The 18,910-nt window shown below is 67.0% G+C and carries 22 protein-coding genes; 21 read left to right on the top strand and 1 reads right to left on the bottom strand.

The annotated features are described in order from the left end of the window. The first annotated feature begins 2 nt into the window (after nt 1-2). The 10 genes from ACLSSQ_RS00835 (at nt 3) to bfr (ending at nt 8,053) form a co-directional block, all read left to right on the top strand. Nucleotides 3-1,787, top strand: a complete 1,785-nt coding sequence (locus ACLSSQ_RS00835; protein ID WP_416243523.1) for a protein-disulfide reductase DsbD — start codon at nt 3-5, stop codon at nt 1,785-1,787. Between the two features lie 150 nt (nt 1,788-1,937). Then, nucleotides 1,938-2,561 (top strand): GTP cyclohydrolase II, encoded by a 624-nt coding sequence (ribA, locus tag ACLSSQ_RS00840; protein WP_416243524.1) that lies wholly within the window; start codon nt 1,938-1,940, stop codon nt 2,559-2,561. 117 nt (nt 2,562-2,678) lie between these two features. Further along, nucleotides 2,679-3,281: a riboflavin synthase gene (locus tag ACLSSQ_RS00845; RefSeq protein WP_014235826.1), complete on the top strand. Its 603-nt coding sequence runs from the start codon at nt 2,679-2,681 to the stop codon at nt 3,279-3,281. A gap of 5 nt (nt 3,282-3,286) precedes the next feature. Next, nucleotides 3,287-4,408, top strand: a complete 1,122-nt coding sequence (ribBA, locus tag ACLSSQ_RS00850) for a bifunctional 3,4-dihydroxy-2-butanone-4-phosphate synthase/GTP cyclohydrolase II (RefSeq protein ID WP_014235825.1) — start codon at nt 3,287-3,289, stop codon at nt 4,406-4,408. A 4-nt stretch (nt 4,409-4,412) separates the two neighbouring features. Beyond that, the gene (ribH, locus tag ACLSSQ_RS00855; RefSeq protein WP_014235824.1) at nt 4,413-4,886 is read left to right on the top strand and encodes a 6,7-dimethyl-8-ribityllumazine synthase; all 474 of its coding nucleotides are present in this window, start codon (nt 4,413-4,415) and stop codon (nt 4,884-4,886) included. Nucleotides 4,887-4,946: 60 nt separating this feature from the next. After that, nucleotides 4,947-5,429, top strand: coding sequence for a transcription antitermination factor NusB (gene nusB / locus ACLSSQ_RS00860; protein WP_014235823.1), 483 nt, complete (start codon nt 4,947-4,949; stop codon nt 5,427-5,429). A 110-nt stretch (nt 5,430-5,539) separates the two neighbouring features. Further along, nucleotides 5,540-6,511 (top strand): thiamine-phosphate kinase, encoded by a 972-nt coding sequence (gene thiL, locus ACLSSQ_RS00865; RefSeq protein WP_416243525.1) that lies wholly within the window; start codon nt 5,540-5,542, stop codon nt 6,509-6,511. Further along, nucleotides 6,501-7,007 carry a phosphatidylglycerophosphatase A gene (locus ACLSSQ_RS00870; protein WP_130459693.1) on the top strand — a complete coding sequence of 169 codons (507 nt, stop codon included), beginning with the start codon at nt 6,501-6,503 and terminating at the stop codon, nt 7,005-7,007. Before thiL ends, ACLSSQ_RS00870 begins: the two co-directional genes overlap by 11 nt. Beyond that, nucleotides 7,004-7,519, top strand: coding sequence for a CinA family protein (locus ACLSSQ_RS00875; RefSeq protein WP_416243526.1), 516 nt, complete (start codon nt 7,004-7,006; stop codon nt 7,517-7,519). The genes ACLSSQ_RS00870 and ACLSSQ_RS00875 overlap by 4 nt, the downstream gene beginning before the upstream one ends. A 54-nt stretch (nt 7,520-7,573) precedes the next feature. Next, entirely contained in the window at nt 7,574-8,053 is a 480-nt protein-coding gene (gene bfr, locus ACLSSQ_RS00880) for a bacterioferritin (RefSeq protein WP_014235819.1), read from the top strand. A gap of 64 nt (nt 8,054-8,117) precedes the next feature. Here bfr and ACLSSQ_RS00885 read toward each other — a convergent pair whose 3' ends face one another. Next, nucleotides 8,118-10,199: a PAS domain S-box protein gene (locus ACLSSQ_RS00885; protein WP_416243527.1), complete on the bottom strand. Its 2,082-nt coding sequence runs from the start codon at nt 10,197-10,199 to the stop codon at nt 8,118-8,120. 136 nt (nt 10,200-10,335) lie between these two features. On the opposite strand from ACLSSQ_RS00885, the gene recA reads away from it, so the two are divergent. The 11 genes from recA (at nt 10,336) to ACLSSQ_RS00940 (ending at nt 18,901) form a co-directional block, all read left to right on the top strand. Next, nucleotides 10,336-11,358, top strand: a complete 1,023-nt coding sequence (gene recA, locus ACLSSQ_RS00890; protein WP_014235817.1) for a recombinase RecA — start codon at nt 10,336-10,338, stop codon at nt 11,356-11,358. After that, on the top strand, nt 11,355-11,810 hold the full coding sequence (recX, locus tag ACLSSQ_RS00895) for a recombination regulator RecX (protein WP_416243528.1): 456 nt from the start codon (nt 11,355-11,357) through the stop codon (nt 11,808-11,810). The genes recA and recX overlap by 4 nt, the downstream gene beginning before the upstream one ends. A gap of 65 nt (nt 11,811-11,875) precedes the next feature. Next, nucleotides 11,876-12,622, top strand: a complete 747-nt coding sequence (lptB, locus tag ACLSSQ_RS00900) for an LPS export ABC transporter ATP-binding protein (RefSeq protein WP_014235815.1) — start codon at nt 11,876-11,878, stop codon at nt 12,620-12,622. Between the two features lie 66 nt (nt 12,623-12,688). Next, nucleotides 12,689-14,161 carry an RNA polymerase factor sigma-54 gene (locus tag ACLSSQ_RS00905; protein ID WP_416243529.1) on the top strand — a complete coding sequence of 491 codons (1,473 nt, stop codon included), beginning with the start codon at nt 12,689-12,691 and terminating at the stop codon, nt 14,159-14,161. Between the two features lie 14 nt (nt 14,162-14,175). Next, on the top strand, nt 14,176-14,496 hold the full coding sequence (gene hpf / locus ACLSSQ_RS00910) for a ribosome hibernation-promoting factor, HPF/YfiA family (RefSeq protein ID WP_014235813.1): 321 nt from the start codon (nt 14,176-14,178) through the stop codon (nt 14,494-14,496). Nucleotides 14,497-14,651: 155 nt separating this feature from the next. Beyond that, the gene (gene ptsN / locus ACLSSQ_RS00915; RefSeq protein ID WP_416243530.1) at nt 14,652-15,137 is read left to right on the top strand and encodes a PTS IIA-like nitrogen regulatory protein PtsN; all 486 of its coding nucleotides are present in this window, start codon (nt 14,652-14,654) and stop codon (nt 15,135-15,137) included. Continuing rightward, entirely contained in the window at nt 15,106-16,041 is a 936-nt protein-coding gene (hprK, locus tag ACLSSQ_RS00920) for an HPr(Ser) kinase/phosphatase (RefSeq protein WP_014235811.1), read from the top strand. The genes ptsN and hprK overlap by 32 nt, the downstream gene beginning before the upstream one ends. A 45-nt stretch (nt 16,042-16,086) precedes the next feature. Further along, entirely contained in the window at nt 16,087-16,401 is a 315-nt protein-coding gene (locus tag ACLSSQ_RS00925; RefSeq protein ID WP_130459698.1) for a PsiF family protein, read from the top strand. Nucleotides 16,402-16,525: 124 nt separating this feature from the next. Beyond that, nucleotides 16,526-17,197: a hypothetical protein gene (locus ACLSSQ_RS00930; RefSeq protein WP_130459699.1), complete on the top strand. Its 672-nt coding sequence runs from the start codon at nt 16,526-16,528 to the stop codon at nt 17,195-17,197. Nucleotides 17,198-17,213: 16 nt separating this feature from the next. Then, complete coding sequence (locus ACLSSQ_RS00935; protein ID WP_130459700.1) at nt 17,214-18,029, top strand: hypothetical protein; 816 nt, start codon at nt 17,214-17,216, stop codon at nt 18,027-18,029. A 62-nt stretch (nt 18,030-18,091) separates the two neighbouring features. Next, complete coding sequence (locus ACLSSQ_RS00940; RefSeq protein WP_416243531.1) at nt 18,092-18,901, top strand: hypothetical protein; 810 nt, start codon at nt 18,092-18,094, stop codon at nt 18,899-18,901. Nucleotides 18,902-18,910 lie beyond the last annotated feature (9 nt).

Raw genomic sequence — 18,910 nt, forward strand, 5'->3', positions numbered from 1 at the left:
CCGTGATTGCTTCCCTGATTTCCCCGTTGTGGCGCCGGCTGCTGCCGTGCCTGATCCTGCTGGGCCTGGCCCTGCCCGTGGCCGCCCAGGAATTCCTCGATCCCCTGGTGGCCTTCAAGCCCGAAGCCCGGGCCCTGGACGACAAGACCGTGGAGGTGCGCTACAGCATCGCCAAGGGCTATTACCTGTACCGGGACAAGTTCAGGTTCGCCGCCGAGGGCGCCACCCTGGGCACCCCCGTGTTCCCCGCCGGCAAGCAGAAGCACGATGACAACTTCGGCGACGTGGAGGTCTATTACAAGAGCGTGGCCATCCGCCTGCCGCTGAGCGCCAACCAGTCCGGCCCCATCACCCTCAAGGTGACGGCCCAGGGCTGCGCCGATGCCGGGGTCTGCTACCCGCCCCAGGAACAAAAGCTCAGCGTCACCCTGCCGGCCCCGGGCAGCGCCCCGGCCGCAGTGCCCGACGCCGCCGGCGACGAGAGCGGCCATATCGCCGGCCTGCTGCAGAACGCCGGCTTCTGGCTGGCCGTCTCCACCTTCTTCGGCTTCGGCCTGCTGCTGGCCCTGACGCCCTGCGTCTTCCCCATGATCCCCATCCTCTCCGGCATCATCGTCGGCCAGGGGCATCACGTTTCCCGCAGCAAGAGTTTCCTTCTCTCCCTGGCCTACGTGCTGGGCATGGCGGTGACCTATGCCGCCCTGGGGGTGGCCGCCGGCCTCACCGGCACCCTGCTCTCCGCCGCCCTGCAGAATCCCTGGGTGCTGGGCGCCTTCGCCGCCGTCTTCGTGGTGCTGTCCTTCTCCATGTTCGGCTTCTACGAGCTGCAGTTGCCCAGCTTCCTGCAGAGCAAGCTGTCGGAAGAGGCCAGCCACCTGCACGGCGGCCACCTGGCGGCGGTGTTCGCCATGGGGGCCCTGTCGGCGGTGATCGTCGGCCCCTGCGTCGCCGCCCCCCTGGCCGGAGCCCTGCTTTACATCGGCCAGAGCGGCGATGCGGTGCTGGGCGGCGCCGCCCTTTTCGCCATGGCCCTGGGCATGGGCGTGCCCCTGCTGCTGGTGGGCCTCTCCGCCACCACCCTGCTGCCCCGGTCCGGCCCCTGGATGGAAGCGGTGAAGAAGGCCTTCGGCGTCATCCTCCTCGGCACCGCCCTGTGGCTGGTGTCGCCGGTGCTGCCGGCGGCCCTGGTGATGGCCGGCTGGGCCCTGCTGCTGATCGTGCCGGCCGTCTTCATGCACGCCCTGGACCCCCTGCCGGCCACGGCCAAGGGCTGGCAGCGCTTCTGGAAGGGCATCGGCATCGTCATGCTGCTGGCCGGCGCCGCCCTGGTGGTGGGCCTGGCGGCCGGCTCCCGGGACCCCCTGCAGCCCCTCAAGGGCGTGGTGGCGGCCAATGCGGCGGCGGGCGGCGGGGCCGAGGCTCCCGCCCTGCCCTTCGTCCGGGTAAAATCCGTGGCCGACCTGGAAGCCCGGGTCAAGGCGGCGGGCAAGCCGGTGATGCTGGATTTCTATGCGGACTGGTGCGTCTCCTGCAAGGAAATGGAGCGCTTCACCTTCGCCGACCCCAAGGTCCGGGCCAAGCTGGCCGGCTTCACCCTGCTGCAGGCCGACGTCACCGCCAACAGCGAGGACGACAAGGCCCTGCTGCAGCGCTTCAAGCTGTTCGGCCCGCCCGGCATCATCTTCTTCGATGCCGCCGGCCAGGAAATCGCCGGCCTGCGGGTGGTGGGCTTCCAGGAGGCCACCCCGTTCCTCCAGGTCCTGCAGCGGGTGGCCCCGGGCGCCTGATTGGTGAACCGGGTTGATCTTTTCGCCCGATATTTTTCGCTTTTGGCCCGGCCCCGTCTGGCCTAATATGGCATGACCCCATGGGGAGTTGCCTACCGCCGCGGTGGGCCTGCCCAGAGAACAGCTCAATAAAATTCAACTTATAACAACATGACTTCCACCCCTTCCCTGCCGGCCGTGGCCCTGGTGGCCAGCTGCGAACTGCCCACGCCCTGGGCCGTCTTCCGCCTGCACGGCTTCCAGGAAACCGCTTCCAGCAAGGAACATCTGGCCCTGACCCTGGGCCAGGTGGGCGACGGCGTGCCGGCCCTGACCCGGCTCCATTCCGAATGCCTCACCGGCGACGGCCTCTTTTCCCTGCGCTGCGACTGCGGCCCCCAACTGGAGGCGGCCCTGGCGGCCATCGCCAAGGAAGGCCGGGGCGTGCTGCTGTACCTGCGCCAGGAAGGCCGGGGCATCGGCCTGCTGGACAAGCTGCGGGCCTACGCCCTGCAGGACCAGGGCCTGGACACGGTGGACGCCAACCGGGCCCTGGGCCTGCCCGACGACGCCCGGGACTACGGCGTCGCCGCCGCCATGCTCAACACCCTGGGGGTGCCGGCGGTGCGCCTGATGACCAACAATCCGGCCAAGGTATCGGCCCTCACCGCCCGGGGCGTCAATGTGACCGAGCGGGTGCCCCATGTGGCCGGCCGCGGCCCGCGCAACCAGGACTACCTGGAAACGAAGGCGGCCCGCATGGGCCACCTGCTGCCCTGGCTGGAACAGGACTAGGTTCCACTTGCCGGCGGCCGTGGCCGCCGTCCCCCCCAGGGGCGGTCCCCATCCGGAGCCCCCCGGTGCGGCGTGATAAAATCCCCTTCCCCAACCCCAAAATTCCGAGATAAATCCATGTTTTCCGGTATCGTCGCGGCCGTCGGTCGCATCACCCATCTGACCGCCCGTGAGGCCGGCTTCCGGCTGACCGTGGAGCCCGGCGGCCTGGACATGACGGACGTGGCCCTGGGCGATTCCATCGCCCACAACGGCGTCTGCCTCACCGTGGTGGAAAAGACCCCCAGCCACTACTGCGTGGACGTTTCCCCCGAGACCCTCTCCTGCACCGTGGGCCTGGCCGAGCCCGGCCCGGTGAACCTGGAGAAGGCCCTCTGCCTGGCGGACCGCCTCGGCGGCCACCTGGTCTCCGGCCATGTGGACGGGGTCGGCACCGTGACCCGCTTCGACCTCATCGGCGAAGGCAAGGAAGCCAACCGCCTGCTGCAGATCGAGGCGCCGGCCGAGCTGGCCAAGTACATCGCGCGCAAGGGCTCCATGACCGTGGACGGCGTCAGCCTCACCACCAACACGGTCAGCGGCAGCACCTTCAGCATCAACCTCATCGCCCACACCCTGGAAGTCACCACCCTGAACCGCCTGCACGTGGGCGCCAAGGTGAACCTGGAAGTGGACCTCATCGCCCGCTACGTCGAGCGCATGCTCAATCCGGAAGCCTGAACGCCATGAATGCCGCTACTGCCAGTGCCATCTCCCCGATCCAGGACATCATCGCCGACATCCGCGCCGGCAAGATGGTCATCCTGGTGGACGAGGAGGACCGGGAAAACGAAGGCGACGTCATCATCGCCTCCGACTTCATCACCCCCGAAGCCATCAACTTCATGGTCACCCACTGCCGTGGCCTGGTCTGCCTCACCATCACCGAGGAACGCTCCCGCCAGCTGGGCCTGACCCAGATGGCCCGGGACAACAAGACCCCCTACGGCACCGCCTTCACCGTTTCCATCGAAGCCGCCGAAGGCGTCACCACCGGCATTTCGGCCCACGACCGGGCCCGCACCGTGCAGGCCGCCGTGGCCAAGAACGCCGGTCCCGACGACATCGTCCAGCCCGGCCACATCTTCCCCATCACCGCCAAGCCCGGCGGCGTGCTGGTGCGCGCCGGCCACACCGAGGCCGGCTGCGACCTGGGCGCCCTGGCCGGCCTGGAGCCGTCCTCCGTCATCTGCGAGATCCTCAAGGAAGACGGCACCATGGCCCGCCTGCCGGACCTGATCGAATTTGCCAAGCTGCACGGCCTCAAGATCGGCACCATCGCCGACCTGATCCACTACCGCAGCGAACACGAAACCCTGGTGGAGCCCCTGCGCGTCAAGACCGTGCAGACCCCCCACGGCGAGTTCCAGCTGCACGCCTTCCACGACCGGGTAGCCGACGAGGTGCACCTGGCCCTGGTCAAGGGCGAGATCAAGGCCGATCAGGAAACCCTGGTGCGGGTCCATGAGCCCGTCTCCGTGCTCGACTTCCTCGACCCTGCCGGCGGCGTGCATACCGTCTCCATCGACCAGGCCCAGCAGGCCCTGGCCAAGCACGGCAGCGGCGTCATCGTGCTGCTGCACCGGCCCCAGAGCGGCAGCGACCTGCGCGCCGCCCTGTGCCCGGAAAAGGCCGCCGCCCCGGCGCCGAAGAAGTGGGATCCGCGCATCTACGGCATCGGCGCCCAGATCCTGCGCCAGCTGGGCGTGCGCAAGATGAAGCTGCTCTCCAGCCCGCGCCGCATGCCTTCCATGACCGGCTTCGGCCTCGAAGTCACCGGTTTCGTCACCGACATTGAAAAGCCCTGAGACCATGGCCCGCTACGACAACATCCCCGAACACGACATCAACCTCAACGGCGCCGGCCTCAAGGTCGGCATCGTCATGGCCCGCTTCACCCTGGACGTCTGCGAAGGCCTGCTCTCCGCCTGCACCGCCGAGCTGCAGCGCCTGGGCGTGGCTGCCGGCGACATCACCATCGCCACCGTGCCCGGCGCCCTGGAGATTCCCCTGGTGCTGCAGACCATGGCCCAGACCGGCAAGTACGACGCCCTGGTGGCCCTGGGGGCGGTGATCCGCGGCGAGACCTACCACTTCGAGGTGGTCTCCAACGATTCCTGCCGCGGCGTCCTGGAAGTGCAGCTGAAGACCGGGGTGCCCATCGCCAACGGCATCCTCACCACCGAAAATGACGATCAGGCCCTGGTCCGCATGCAGGTCAAGGGCGCCGACTGCGCCCAGGCCGCCGTGGAAATGGCGAACCTGCTCAAAGCCGTCGGCAAGTAATTTATCCGCCGGGAGCGCCCCACCGGGGCCGCCCGGCCAACCTGAAGTGAAGGCAACACCATGACCGAAGCCAAGAAACCCGCCGGCAAGCCCGCCGCCGCCAAATCCCCCCGCCGCCGTTCCCGGGAATTCGCCCTGCAGGGCCTGTACCAGTGGCGCATCGGCGGTCAGGACGAGGCGGCGATCGAGGCCCACATGGCCGACGTCTCCGGCTTCGACAAGGCCGACCGGGAATTTTTCGTCGGCCTGGTGCGCGGCGCCCTGGCCCAGCGGGAAGCCCTGGTGGCCGAACTGACGCCCTTCCTCGACCGGGGCTTCGACGAGATGTCCCCCATCGAGGCCTGCATCCTGCTGCTGGGCGCCCTGGAGCTGACCCATCATCCGGAAACGCCCTACAAGGTCATCATCAACGAGTGCATCGAGCTGGCCAAGGGCTACGGTGGCACCGACGGCCACAAGTACGTGAACGGCGTCCTCGACAAGCTGGCCGGCAAGCTGCGGGCGGCCGAGGTCGAAGCCAAGCGCAGGCAGCAGCGCGGCTGATCCGGCACTCCCGGCGGGGCACAGCGGCCACGGAGACTTCTCTGTGATCCCTGTGCCCTTTCTCTTGCCTCCGTTTTTCCCCGACTGTCCGCCCCCGAGCAAAGCCGCCCATGCCTTCCGAGTTTGAACTGATCGCCCGCCACTTCGCCGGCCCGACCCCGGGGGCCGTGCTCGGTCCCGGCGACGACTGCGCCCTGCTGCAGCCCTCCCCCGGCATGGAGCTGGCGGTGACCACCGACATGCTGGTGGCCGGCGTGCACTTCCTGCCCGACACCGATCCCGAAGGCCTGGGCTGGAAGACCCTGGCCGTCAATCTTTCCGACCTCGCCGCCATGGGCGCCAAGCCCCGCTGGGTGCTGCTGGCCGGCAGCCTGCCCGAGGCCGACGAGGCCTGGCTGGCCGCCTTCGCCAAGGGCTTCTTCACCCTGGCCAGGGCCAGCCAGGTGGACGTGGTGGGCGGCGATACCACCCGGGGCCCGCTCAACCTGTGCGTCACCGCCCTGGGCGAAGTGGCACCGGGCCAGGCCCTGCGCCGGGACGGCGCCAAGGCCGGCGACGACCTGTGGGTTTCCGGCCAGCCCGGCCTGGCGGCCCTGGGCCTGGCCCAGCTGCAGGGCAAGATTGAACTGCCCGAGGCCCTGGTGCAGCGCTGCCTCACCGCCCTGCAGCGGCCCCGGCCCCGCATTGCCCTGGGCCTGGCCCTGGTGCAGCGGCAGCTGGCCACGGCGGCCATCGACATTTCCGACGGTCTGCTGGCCGACGTGGGCCACATCGCCGAACGCTCCGGGGTGGAGCTGCGCCTCAATGTGGGCCAGCTGCCCCTGCTGCCCAGGGGCGTGGACCCGCTGCTGGCCCAGCGCTGCCAGCTGGCCGGCGGCGACGACTACGAACTGGCCTTCACCGCGCCGGCGGAAAAACGCATGGCCCTGGCGGCCCTGGCCGCCGACCTGGAACTGCCCCTGTGGCGCATCGGCTACGCGGCCGAAGGTGCCGGGGTGAGCCTGTATGATGGCGACGGGGCGCCGTTGCCCCCCGAATTCATGGATCAATTCAAGGGATATGACCACTTCCGTGCGACCTGACCTGCGCTTCCTCTTCTCCCATCCGGCCCACTTCGTCGCCTGCGGCCTGGGCAGCGGCCTCTCCCGCTTCGCCCCGGGCACGGCCGGCACCCTTTTCTCCTGGGCCGTCTATTCCCTGATCCGGCCCAATTTCGACGAAATCGGCTTCCTCGTCTTCCTCCTGGTGTGCTTCGTCGGCGGCGTGCTGGCCTGCCACCGCACCGGCCGGGACCTGGGGGTGGTGGACCACGGCTCCATCGTCTGGGACGAGATCGTGCCCTTCTGGCTGGTGCTGTTCTTCTGCCCGGTGGGCCAGTTCTGGTGGCAGACGGCCCTGTGGCAGACCGCCGCCTTCCTGCTGTTCCGCATCTACGACATCTTCAAGCCCTATCCGGCCAACTATTTCGACGAGCAGGTGAAGAACGGCTTCGGCGTCATGATGGACGACGTCTTTGCCGGCCTCTACACCATCCTCTCCCTGGCCGTGCTGCACTTCGTCCTGGGGCGCCTGCTGTGAGCGGTGGACCCGCCCAGGCCGAACTGGAGGCCCTGGCCGCCGCCGTCGGCGAAGCCCTGCTGCAGCGGGGCGAGCGCCTGGCCACCGCCGAGTCCTGCACCGGCGGCTGGATCGGCCAGTGCTGCACCGCCATCGCCGGCAGCTCCAACTGGTTCGACCGGGGCTTCATCACCTACAGCAACGAGGCCAAGCAGGACATGCTCGGTGTGCCGCGCCAGACCTTGCGCAGCGAAGGGGCTGTGTCGGAAGCCACAGCAGGCGCCATGGTCCAGGGTGCCATTGCCAGGAGCCGCGCCCAGTGGGCGTTGGCGGTCAGCGGTATCGCCGGCCCCAGCGGCGGCACTCTGGCCAAGCCGGTGGGCACGGTGTGCTTCGCCTGGGCCGGCCCCGAGGACTGGGTGGCGCTGGAAACCTGCCATTTCGCCGGCGACCGGGAGGCGGTGCGGGCCCAGACCGTGGCCCATGCCCTGGCCGTGCTGCGGCAGCGGCTGCAGGCGCCGGTGCTGGCCTAAGCCCCAGGCCTGGATTACCATCAGCCCATTCCCCCTTTTTCCGCGGAGCGCGCCATGAAAGGCAACACTGAAGTCATCAAGCTGCTGAACGAACTCCTGGCCGGCGAACTGATGGCCCGGGACCAGTACTTCATCCACGCCCGCATGTACGAGAACTGGGGCCTGAAGAAGCTCAACGAGCGCATCTGGCACGAGATGCAGGACGAAACCGAGCATGCCGACTGGCTCATCAAGCGCATCCTGTTCCTGGAAGGCACTCCGGGCATGACCCCGGCCAAGTCCATGAAGATCGGCAAGACCGTGCCGGAGATGCTGAAGAGCGACCTGGCCGTGGAAATCTCCGTGGTCAAGGAACTGCGTGCCGCCATGGCCCGCTGCGAGGCCCACAAGGACTACGTGACCCGGGACATGCTGCTGAAGATGCTGGACGACACGGAAGAGGACCACACCCACTGGCTGGAACAGCAGCTGAAACTGATCGAACTGGTGGGCCTGGAAAACTACCTGCAGTCCCAGATGGGCGACGCCGCCTGAGCCGCTGCAGCCCTGCCAGTCAAAAGGCCGCCCGTGGGCGGCCTTTTGCGTTGGCCGGCGCCCTTCAGCTGCGCCGCCGGGGCGGCCACAGGTCCGGCGATTCCTGCAGTTCGGAGAGGTCCTGGCTGATGCTGACGAAGTGGGTGATGCGGCCGTTGGCGTCGCGGATGGGGGCGATGGCCTGCAGGCAGACGTAGATGCTGCCGTCCCGCCGCCTGTTGAGCAGGCGTCCGCGCCAGGTCTTGCCGGCGTTGATGGTGCGCCACAGGTCGGCATAGGTGCCGACCTCGTTGAGCCCGGACTTGAGCAGCCGCGGCGTCTGTTCCAGGATGTCTTCCAGGGCGTAGCCGGTGACTTCCGAGAAGGCCTGGTTGCAGTATTCGAAGCGGCCCTGGGCGTCGGTGATGAAGACCACCGAGGGATTCTGTTCCACCGCCATGGAGAGCTTCTCCAGTTCCGCCTCCACCTGCTTGCGCTCGTGGATATCGCGGAAGGTGCCGGCCAGGTGCCGGGCCTGGCCGTCGGCGCTGTCCACCACCTGGCCCTCGCCGCGGAACCAGCGCCAGTGGCCGTGCCGGGTGTGGGTGCGGTACTCGCAGCGGAAGCGGGGGCTGCGTCCATCGCGGCAGTCCAGCAGGGCCTGCATGGCCCGGGCCCGGTCCTCCGGGTGCAGGCTGGCCTCCCATTCGGCCAGGCCGACGCTGCGCTCGGCCAGACGGTAGCCGTTGCCATCGGCCACGGCCAGGACGAACTGCAGGTTGCCGCTGTCCACCGCCCAGTCCCACACCCCCACCTCCGAGGCACCCAGGGCGCGGCGCAGGCGCTCCTCGCTGGCGGCAAGGCGGTCCATGGCCCGGTGCAGGGAGGTGACGTCCTGGGTGATGCCGTGGATGCGCACCACCCGCTCCGCCACCACCACCGGATGGCTGCGGACCCGCAGCCAGCGCACCTCGCCGTCGCGGATGATGCGGAATTCCTGGTCGGCGGCTTCCCCCGCGAACTGCCGTTCGAAGGCGGCCAGGGTGGCTTCCCGGTCCGCCGGATGCAGGTCGTCGGCCCAGCGCATGGCGTTCGCATACAGCTCGGCGGCGGAATGACCGCTGAGGCGCTGGGTGGCGCCGCTGACGAAGGAGAAACGCCGTTCCTCCGCCTCCAGGGTCCAGATGACGTCGTCGAGGGAGTCCAGCACCTGTTCCAGGCGCTCCTCCGCCCGGTTGCGGTCCTCCTCGGCGCTGCGGCGCTGCCGGTTGGCGGCGGCCAGGGCCAGGGTCACGGCGGTGAGGGAGGCGATCAGCACCTGCAGCTTCACCTGCACCAGCTGGGGCTCGATATTGGCGAAGGGGCCGGTGCCCAGGGCGGCGAAGACGGCGGTCGTCAGGGCCGTGGTGGCCAGGGCCAGGGTCACCAGGCGCAACTCGCAGCTGAAGGCGATCCAGATCAGGGTCAGCAGGAGCAGCAGGCCGGCGTAGGCGAAGGATTCGGGGGGCCGTTCGGAGAAGAACCACAGGCTGCTGAGGGCGGCGGCGACCACCGCCGCCACCGCCAGATGGCGCCAGCGGCCCTGGTCCAGGCCTTCCCGGGGCTGCAGCCAGGCCAGTAGCAGGGGGGCCAGCAGCTGGGTGCCGGCCAGGTCGCCCACCCACCAGCCGCGCCAGGCGGGCAGCAGCTGGGCCGGCTCCAGGCTGCCGCCCAGGCTCAGGGCACCGACGCCCAGGCTGGCGCTGATGGCGCCGCCCAGCACGGGGGCGCTGAAACACAGGTGCAGCACGTCCTGGGGGCGGCCCAAGCGTGGATCGAACTGCAGGGGACCCCGCAGCAGACGGTAGCCGGCCCAGGCGCCAAGGGCGTTGCCGGCGCCCATGAGCAGGCCGGTGAGGGGAGCAAAGCCGCTGATGAGGGCGCTGCCCAGGGTGGCCAGCAGCACTGCCGGCCACAGCCGGCCGCCGCCTAGGACGAGGGCGGCCAGGGCAATGCCGGCGGGGGGCCAGAAGGGTACGAAGAGGCCGTGGCCGGCAGTGCCGATGGCCATGGTCAGCTGGGCCACCGCCAGATAGGCGGCAAACACCAGCAGCAGCCCCGGGAGTAGGGGCAGGCGGGCAGCGGGGAGAGGAGCGGCGGCCGGGGGCGCCAATAATCGCTTTAGCATAATTTGCGCCATTTTCCCTGCTTTGCCGCGGTGTTCCAAGGCCTTTGATGCTGGGGATAACACGTAGTCCGGGTAACTTGGCGTAGGCCGGAGGGTTTGTGCCATAATCAGCCGCTTGATTTTGGGGAATTCAGTCATGGACGACAACAAGGCCAAAGCACTAACCGCCGCACTGGCGCAGATCGAAAAGCAGTTCGGCAAGGGCGCCATCATGAAGATGGGCGAGACCGAAGTGGACAAGGGCGTGGACGTGGTGTCCACCGGCTCCCTGGGCCTGGACGTGGCCCTCGGCGTGGGCGGCCTGCCCCGGGGCCGGGTGGTGGAAATATACGGTCCGGAATCTTCCGGCAAGACCACCCTGACCCTGCAGGTCGTCGCCGAGATGCAGAAGCTGGGCGGCACCGCCGCCTTCATCGACGCGGAACACGCCCTCGATCCCCAGTACGCCCAGAAGCTGGGCGTGAACATCGGCGAGCTGCTCATCTCCCAGCCGGACAACGGCGAACAGGCCCTGGAAATCGCCGACATGCTGGTGCGTTCCGGCGGTGTGGACGTGATCGTGGTGGACTCTGTCGCCGCCCTCACCCCCAAGGCCGAAATCGAAGGCGAGATGGGCGATTCCATGATGGGCCTGCACGCCCGCCTGATGAGCCAGGCCCTGCGCAAGCTCACCGCCAACATCAAGAAGACCAACACCCTGGTCATCTTCATCAACCAGATCCGCATGAAGATCGGGGTGATGTTCGGTTCCCCGGAAACCACCACCGGCGGCAACGCGCTCAAGTTCTACGCCTCCGTGCGCCTGGATATCCGCCGTATCGGCGGCATCAAGAAGGGTGACGAGGTGATCGGCAACGAAACCCGCGTCAAGGTGGTGAAGAACAAGGTCTCCCCGCCCTTCCGCGAAGCCCTGTTCGACATCCTCTACGGCGAAGGCATCTCCCGCGAGGGCGAGATCATCGAACTGGGGGTGGCCAACAAGCTGATCGAGAAGTCCGGCGCCTGGTACTCCTACAAGGGCGAGAAAATCGGCCAGGGCAAGGACAACTCCCGGGAATTCCTCAAGGCCAACCCGGCCATTGCCCAGGAAATCGAAGGCAAGATCCGGGAAGCCCTGGGCGTGGCCAACCCCGCCCCGGCGGCCGCTGCCGGGGAATGACCCCGAGCCTGCGCCAGCGGGCCCTGGGGCTGCTGGCGCGGCGGGAGTACAGCCGGGCCGAACTGGCCCGCAAGCTGGCGCCCCACGCAGAATCCGAGGCTGAGCTGCAGACCCTGCTGGACGACCTGGCGGCCCGCCGCCAGCTTTCCGATGCCCGCTATGCCAGTGAAAGGGTCGCCATCCGCGCCCGCCGCTACGGCGATGCCCGGCTGGCTCAGGAACTGCGGCAGAAGGGCGTGGCCGAGGAAACCGTCGCCGCGGCCCTGGCCCAGGGCGGCAGCGAGCTGGAACGGGCGCGCCAGGTGTGGCAGAAGAAATTCGCCGCCCTGCCCGCCGATCTGGCCGAGCGGGCCAAACAGACCCGCTTTCTCCTCAGCCGCGGCTTTGCCGCCGCCACCGTCCGCCAGGTGCTGCAGGGCGGCTGGGACGACGAGTCCGGCAGCGACTGGTAGAACCCCCGGGCGACACCTCTGGCACAATGCCTTTACGCCCCCGCATTCATAGAATCCGATAGCCCATGTCCGAGCAGAACCCCGACCTCATCGCCAAGCTTTCCGCCAACAACCTGAAAAAGCGCTACAAGTCCCGCACCGTGGTGCATGACGTGTCCTTCGAGGTGGGCAGCGGTGAGGTGGTGGGCCTGCTGGGCCCCAACGGTGCCGGCAAGACCACCTGTTTCTACATGATCGTCGGGCTGGTGCCCTCCGACGGCGGCTCCATCCAGCTGCAGAATCAGGAAGTGACCCACTTTCCCATCCACAAGCGGGCCCATCTGGGCATTTCCTACCTGCCCCAGGAGGCCTCCGTCTTCCGCAAGCTCAACGTGGAGGAGAACATCCGTGCCGTGCTGGAACTGCAGAAGCTGCCCAAGCACGAGATCGACCTGCGCCTGGAGGAACTGCTGGAAGAGCTGCACATCGGCCACATCCGCGCTTCCAATGCCGCCGCCCTGTCCGGTGGCGAGCGCCGCCGGGTGGAAATCGCCCGGGCCCTGGCTACCTCTCCCCGTTTCATCCTGCTGGATGAGCCCTTCGCCGGCGTGGACCCCATCGCCGTGCTGGAAATCCAGAAGATCATCCGTTTCCTCAAGGACCGCAGCATCGGCGTGCTCATCACCGACCACAACGTGCGTGAGACCCTGGGCATCTGCGACCGGGCCTACATCATCAATGAGGGCCGGGTGCTGGCGTCTGGCCGCCCGGATGAGATCGTTTATAATGAAGACGTCCGAAAAGTATATCTGGGCGAGAGCTTCCGTCTCTGACGAGCCCAGTCTCCGAGTCTTTCCCTCAACCCGCTCATTGCCGCCGGCCCCTTCGGCCCCGGGTCCATGAAACCAACCCTCCAACTCAAACTCTCGCAGCACCTGGCCCTGACGCCACAGCTGCAGCAGTCCATCCGGCTGCTGCAACTGTCGACGCTCGAGCTGGAGCAGGAGTTGGAGAAGTATCTGCTGGAAAACCCCCTGCTGGAGCGCGAGGACGAGAACTACGAGCCCTCCTACAGCGGGAGCGAAGGCGAATACGCCGGCAGCACGGCCGAGGCCGCTGCTGAGAGCCCGGGGGATGGCGGCGAGTCCAGCGAGGGGGCCGACAGCCACGGTCCCGAGGAAGTGCGGGAAGAGCCCCGGGACAGCCTGGGCGAAGGCGAGGACTGGTTTGCCGAAGGCAGCTACCCTTCCGCCTCCCGCGACGAGGACGAGGATTCCGACTTCCAGGAAGTGCAGGCCGCCAACACCTCCCTGCGCGACCACCTCAACTGGCAGCTGGGCCTGATGCAGCTCTCCGAGCGGGACCGGCAGCTGGTCAGCTTCCTGATCGAGGCGCTGGACGAGGACGGCTACCTGACCCAGCCCCTGGAGGAGCTGCAGGAAGCCCTGCCGGAAGAGCTGGAAATCGACCTGGACGACCTGCAGATCGCCCTGCGCCACCTGCAGCACCTGGACCCGACCGGTGTCGGCGCCCGCACTCCGGGCGAATGCCTGGCCCTGCAGCTGGAAGCCCTGCCGGCCGACGAGGTGCGGGACCAGGCCCTGAAGCTGGTGCGCCATCACCTGGAACTGCTGGCCGGCCGGGACTTCACCAAGCTGAAGAAGCTGCTGGGCTGCGACGACGAGCGCCTGCGCGCCGTCACCAACCTGGTAAAGAGCCTCAACCCCCGGCCCGGCGCCCAGTACGCGCCCCTGGATGCCCGCTACATCACCCCGGACGTGGTGGTGAAGAAGGTGCGCAACCAGTGGACCGCCAGCATCAATCCGGACGCCTACCCGCGCCTGCGCATCAACCGGCTCTACGCCGAGATCCTCTCCAAGCAGCGCGGCTCCAGCCTCTCCGGCCAGCTGCAGGAGGCCCGCTGGCTGATCAAGAACGTGCAGCAGCGTTTCGACACCATCCTGCGCGTGTCCCAGGCCATCCTGGACCGCCAGCGCCAGTTCTTCGAACACGGCGAGGTGGCCATGCGTCCCCTGGTACTGCGGGAAATCGCCGAAACCCTGGGCCTGCACGAATCCACCGTCTCCCGGGTGACCACCCAGAAATACATGGCCACCCCCCGGGGCATTTTCGAACTCAAGTATTTCTTCGGCAGCCACGTGGCCACGGATACGGGGGGCGCCTGTTCGGCCACCGCCATCCGGGCCCTGATCAAGCAGCTGGTGGCGGCCGAAGACCCCAAAAAACCCCTTTCGGACAGTCAAATATCCGAAATTCTTGGCCAACAAGGCATTGTTGTGGCGCGTCGAACCATTGCAAAATACAGAGAAGCGCTCAACATTTCGCCGGCCAACCTACGCAAGTCCATCTAAAAAAGGAGCGAGCCATGAACCTGCACATCACCGGACATCACCTGGAAGTCACCCCGGCGATCCGCGACTACGTCACTGCCAAGCTGGAGCGGGTTACGCGTCACTTCGACAGCGTCATCGACGTCAACGTCATCCTCACCGTGGAAAAGCTGAAGCAGAAGGCTGAAGTCACCGTGCGCGTGCCCGGCAAGGACATCCACGTGGATGCCGAGGATGCCGACCTGTATGCCGCCGTGGACACCCTGATCGACAAGCTGGACCGCCAGGTGCAGAAGTACAAGCAGAAGGCCCAGGATCACCACCGCGACACCATCAAGAATCACATCGAAGAGTGATCTGATTCCCTCTCCGGGACTGGGACGAAAGGCATAGGCGGCGGGGTCGTTTTCCGTTATGATCCCGCCACTTTTCGCCTGGTATCCTGCCTGAATCCCAGTCTCCAACCGGCCCTGCCGCCGCCATCCCGCTGTTCGGGGAAGGTTCCCGCCCCATGGATCTGATCGCCAAACTCCTCCCTCCCGCCCACATCCTGCTGGACCTCGAAGCCAGCAGCAAGAAGCGGGCATTCGAGCAGGCCGGACTGCTGTTCGAGAACAACCTGGGCATCGCCCGGGCCACGGTTTTCGACAGCCTCTTCGCCCGGGAAAAACTGGGTTCCACCGGCCTCGGCCAGGGGGTTGCCATTCCCCACGGCCGCATCAAGGGGCTCAAGGATGCCGCCGGCGCCTTCATGCGCCTGTCCGTCCCGGTGCCTTTCGATTCCCCCGACGGCAAGCCCGTCGGCCTGATGTTCGTGCTGCTGGTGCCGGAACAGGCTACCGAGCAGCATCTGCAGATTCTTTCCGAGCTGGCCCAGCGTTTCTCCGACCGGGCCTTCCGCGAGGCCCTGGGCGCCTGCGACAACACCGACGACGCCCACCGCCTGTTCACCGACTGGGGGAACCATGCGGCAAATCTCCATCAGCCAGCTGTTTGAGGACCACCAGGACAAGCTGTCCCTGACCTGGGTCGCGGCCCAGGGTGCCGAACGCTCCATCGAGATCCGGGAGCGGGGCAACTACGGCGCCGACGTGGTCGGCCACCTCAACCTGATCCACCCGGAACGCCTGCAGGTCATCGGTGCCGCCGAGTACCAGTGGCTGAGCCGGGTCAATCCGGAGCGCCTCAAGGCGCAGATGAACGAAATCTTCGCCGCCCAGCCCCCCGCCGTCATCGTCGCCGAGGGCCTGGAAGTGCTGCCGGCGGTGCTGGAGGGCTGCGAGAGCACTGGTACCCCCCTGTTCACCACCGCCAAACCCTGCTCGGCCGTGATCGACCTGCTGCGCATCTACCTGTCCCGCCGCCTGGCGGACACGGTGTCGGTGCACGGCGTCTTCATGGACGTGCTGGGCATGGGCGTCCTCATTACTGGCGATTCCGGCGTCGGCAAGTCCGAACTGGCCCTGGAGCTGATTTCTCGGGGCCACGGCCTGGTCGCCGACGACGTGGTGGAACTGGCCCGCATCGCCCCCGCCACCATCGAGGGCCGCTGCCCGGGCATGCTGCGGGACTTCCTCGAAGTGCGGGGCCTGGGCCTGCTCAACATCCGCACCATCTTCGGCGAGACCGCCTCCCGGCGGAAAATGAAGCTCAAGCTGATCGTGCACCTGCAGAAGCCGGTAGCCGGGGTGGATGCGCCGCGCCTGCCCCTGGATGCCCAGACCCAGGAGATCCTCGGCGTGGCCGTGCGCAAGGTGGTCATTCCGGTGGCCGCCGGGCGCAACCTGGCGGTGCTGCTGGAGGCGGCGGTGCGCAACAGCATCCTGCAGCTGCGCGGCATCGACAACATGCAGGAATTCATCACCCGGCAGCAGAAGCTGCTGCTTGACGACGATATTTGACGAACGCATAGTGGTAAGCCCTGCCTGACCACTGACGGAGACACCATGAAAAAGATGCTGCTAGCCCTGTGTTCCCTGGCCTGTATCGGCCTGGCTCCCGTTGCCGGCGCCGCCGACGCGGCCAAAGCGCCGACGCCCCAGCAGGAGCGCATGAAAAACTGCAACAAGGAAGCCGGCGAGAAGGGCCTCAAAGGTGACGAGCGCAAGGGCTTTATGAAGACCTGCCTCTCCGGCAAGACCGCCGACGCTCCCGCCGCCAATGCGGAGTGCCAGTCCAAGGCCGCGGAGAAGAAGCTGGCCGGTGCCGCCAAGGCCTCCTTCATCAAGAAGTGCGAAGCCGACAGCCAGGCTGCCAAGTAAGCCCGGGGCGGACTTCCCGCAAAAATGCCAGCCGATTGAAGGCTGGCATTTTTTTTGACAGAATGGCCTGCCCCATTCCACCTGCCCCGGCGTTGATGCCGGGGACTTTCCCTGGAGCCCCGAGATGAAGCCTGCCCCCCTGCGTGCCGCTTCCCGCCTGCTCTGCTGCGGCCTGCTGCTGGCGGCAACCGGCGGCGCCCGGGCCTTCAGTTTTGCCGAGGACGAGAAGCAGGGTGCTGCCGAGGAGGAGGGCCGCCGCGGCCGCATCGCCCAGCATCTGGCCGTTCCCTGCAAGGCGGCATTGCGCAACCAGGGCATCCTGGTGGCCCTGGCCGACCAGACGGCCGACGGCTACCAGCTGCAGGGCAGCAAATACGGCCGCCATGCCGCCGTGATCAACCAAAAGCTGAAGGCCCTGGGCCTGAAGACCTACACCGCCGAGGAGCAGCGGGCCCGCATCGCCCAGGCCGAGATGGAGGCCTATTTCCGCAACGACCCGGATGCGGCCCTGGCCGCTTCCAGCAAGCTGGGCGCCGCCTTCGTGCTCAAGGGCGGGGTTTCCACCCGCACCGCCTACAACCCGGTGGTGCGCCTGCCCGAGGTCTATGTGACCATGCATTTCACCCTGGCGGCGGCGGACGGCCGCACCATTTCCACCGCCACGGCCAAGGCCGAGTCCTATTCCGGCAGCGACACCGCCGGCATGGCCCTGGAGCTGGTCCATGAGCAGGCCGAGGAGGTCGTGGCCAAGCTCTACAACGATTACTGCCGGGCTGCCGGCAAACCAAAAAAATAAACCTACGGAGTCTTCCATGCGTCAGTACATCGCCCCCATTGCCCTGGCCCTGGCCTGCGCCGGTTCGGCCCATGCCCAGCCGGTTTTCGACAGCCCGTCGCCCACCGCCGGCAGCGACACCTCCAAGCAGGCCAACGAAATGGCCGACAAGGCCATGTACAAGCCGGTGGAGTACGCCAATGCGGCGAAGAAGGGTCCGGCCCTGGTGGTCATCCCGGGCGAAGTGAAGTCCAACAACGCCTCCTTCACCCAGAAGTACGGCCCCAACAACATCGCCGACTACGCCGAACTGGAACTGGGCAAGGCCAACTTCAAGATCCTCGAACGTTCCGACATGGGCCCCCTGCTCAACGAGTTCACCCTGGCCTACACCATGGGCGACCCCAGCGCCGCCCGCAAGCTGCTGCAGAAGGGCAAGTTCAAGACCACCAAGTACGTGGTCAAGTTCGACATCCTCAAGGCCGAGCAGGTGGCCCAGGCCCAGCAGGGCTTCGACGGCCGTGCCGTGGGCAAGCTGCTGGGCGTCTTCGGCGCCTTCTCCGGCTCCATGGGCGGGGCCCAGGCCGGGGCCGTCGGCGAGACGGTGGTCGGTTCGGTGCAGACCCAGGAAAACACCGGGGTGTGGATCATCGGCATGCGCTACAAGATCATCGACGCCAACACCACCGAACAGGTGGCCACCGGCTATACCGAAGAGAAAATGGAACTGGGAGCCAAGGGCTCGTCGGTGATGGGCGTTTCCTCCGGCGCCTCCGGCGGCCTCACCCTGGACAGCATGGTGCAGCGCCTGGTGCAGAAGAACGTCTGGGAAATCGACAGCAAGTACAAGTAACGCTGCCCTAGGGGCGCCGGCCCAAGGCCGGCCTATACGTACATAAAAACAGGGAGTCTTCCATGAGTGTGCAGCGCCTGCTTCTTCTTTCCTCTTTTGGCCTGGTTCTGGCCGCCTGCCAGACCAATCCGTCGAAGTGCGATCCCGACAACCCGTCGGCGACCTGCGGCAGTTCGACTTCCGATCAGGCCAATGCCATGGCCGACAAGGCAATGTACAAGCCGGTGGAATACGTCAATGCGGCGAAGAAGGGGCCCCAGATCGTTGTGATCCCCGGCGAAATCAAGAGCAACAATGCCAGCTTCACCCAGAAGTTCGGCCCCAACAACATCGCCGACTACGCCGAACTGGAACTGGGCAAGGCCAATTTCAAGGTGCTGGAGCGGGCCGACCTAGGTCCCCTGCTCAACGAGTTCACCCTGGCCTACACCATGGGTGATCCATCCAAGGCCCGGAAGATGCTGCAGAAGGGCAAATTCAAGACCACCAAATGGATTCTCAAGTTCGACATCCTCAAGGCGGAGCCGGTGGCCCAGGCCCAGCAGGGCTTTGACGGCCGGGCCATTGGTAACGTGGTGGCCATTGCCTCCAACAGCCGGGGCGGCGCCGTGGCCGGGGAGGTGGTGGGTTCCGTGAAAACCCAGGAAGCGACCGGGGTGTGGATTGTCGGCATGCGCTACAAGCTGATCAACGCCAACACCACCGAGCAGGTGGCAACCGGCTACACCGAGGAGAAAATGGAGCTGGGCTCCAAGGGCACTTCCGTCATGGGTTTTTCTTCCGGCCAGTCTGGCGGCCTGACCCTGGATTCCCTGGTGCAGCGCCTGGTGCAGAAGAACGTGTACGAGATCGACAGCAAGTACAAGAAGTAACCATCAAGG

This window comes from Azospira sp. APE16, assembly GCF_047901315.1.
Taxonomy (GTDB): domain Bacteria; phylum Pseudomonadota; class Gammaproteobacteria; order Burkholderiales; family Rhodocyclaceae; genus Azospira; species Azospira oryzae.

What these genes read in the sequence shown, in the direction of transcription:
- ribA (WP_416243524.1), top strand. Translation starts at nt 1,938, where the DNA reads ATGACTTCCACCCCTTCCCTGCCGGCCGTGGCCCTGGTGGCCAGCTGC.
- ACLSSQ_RS00845 (WP_014235826.1), top strand. Translation starts at nt 2,679, where the DNA reads ATGTTTTCCGGTATCGTCGCGGCCGTCGGTCGCATCACCCATCTGACC.
- ribBA (WP_014235825.1), top strand. Translation starts at nt 3,287, where the DNA reads ATGAATGCCGCTACTGCCAGTGCCATCTCCCCGATCCAGGACATCATC.
- ribH (WP_014235824.1), top strand. Translation starts at nt 4,413, where the DNA reads ATGGCCCGCTACGACAACATCCCCGAACACGACATCAACCTCAACGGC.
- nusB (WP_014235823.1), top strand. Translation starts at nt 4,947, where the DNA reads ATGACCGAAGCCAAGAAACCCGCCGGCAAGCCCGCCGCCGCCAAATCC.
- thiL (WP_416243525.1), top strand. Translation starts at nt 5,540, where the DNA reads ATGCCTTCCGAGTTTGAACTGATCGCCCGCCACTTCGCCGGCCCGACC.
- bfr (WP_014235819.1), top strand. Translation starts at nt 7,574, where the DNA reads ATGAAAGGCAACACTGAAGTCATCAAGCTGCTGAACGAACTCCTGGCC.
- ACLSSQ_RS00885 (WP_416243527.1), bottom strand. Translation starts at nt 10,199, where the DNA reads ATGCTAAAGCGATTATTGGCGCCCCCGGCCGCCGCTCCTCTCCCCGCT.
- recA (WP_014235817.1), top strand. Translation starts at nt 10,336, where the DNA reads ATGGACGACAACAAGGCCAAAGCACTAACCGCCGCACTGGCGCAGATC.
- recX (WP_416243528.1), top strand. Translation starts at nt 11,355, where the DNA reads ATGACCCCGAGCCTGCGCCAGCGGGCCCTGGGGCTGCTGGCGCGGCGG.
- lptB (WP_014235815.1), top strand. Translation starts at nt 11,876, where the DNA reads ATGTCCGAGCAGAACCCCGACCTCATCGCCAAGCTTTCCGCCAACAAC.
- ACLSSQ_RS00905 (WP_416243529.1), top strand. Translation starts at nt 12,689, where the DNA reads ATGAAACCAACCCTCCAACTCAAACTCTCGCAGCACCTGGCCCTGACG.
- hpf (WP_014235813.1), top strand. Translation starts at nt 14,176, where the DNA reads ATGAACCTGCACATCACCGGACATCACCTGGAAGTCACCCCGGCGATC.
- ptsN (WP_416243530.1), top strand. Translation starts at nt 14,652, where the DNA reads ATGGATCTGATCGCCAAACTCCTCCCTCCCGCCCACATCCTGCTGGAC.
- hprK (WP_014235811.1), top strand. Translation starts at nt 15,106, where the DNA reads ATGCGGCAAATCTCCATCAGCCAGCTGTTTGAGGACCACCAGGACAAG.
- ACLSSQ_RS00925 (WP_130459698.1), top strand. Translation starts at nt 16,087, where the DNA reads ATGAAAAAGATGCTGCTAGCCCTGTGTTCCCTGGCCTGTATCGGCCTG.
- ACLSSQ_RS00930 (WP_130459699.1), top strand. Translation starts at nt 16,526, where the DNA reads ATGAAGCCTGCCCCCCTGCGTGCCGCTTCCCGCCTGCTCTGCTGCGGC.
- ACLSSQ_RS00935 (WP_130459700.1), top strand. Translation starts at nt 17,214, where the DNA reads ATGCGTCAGTACATCGCCCCCATTGCCCTGGCCCTGGCCTGCGCCGGT.
- ACLSSQ_RS00940 (WP_416243531.1), top strand. Translation starts at nt 18,092, where the DNA reads ATGAGTGTGCAGCGCCTGCTTCTTCTTTCCTCTTTTGGCCTGGTTCTG.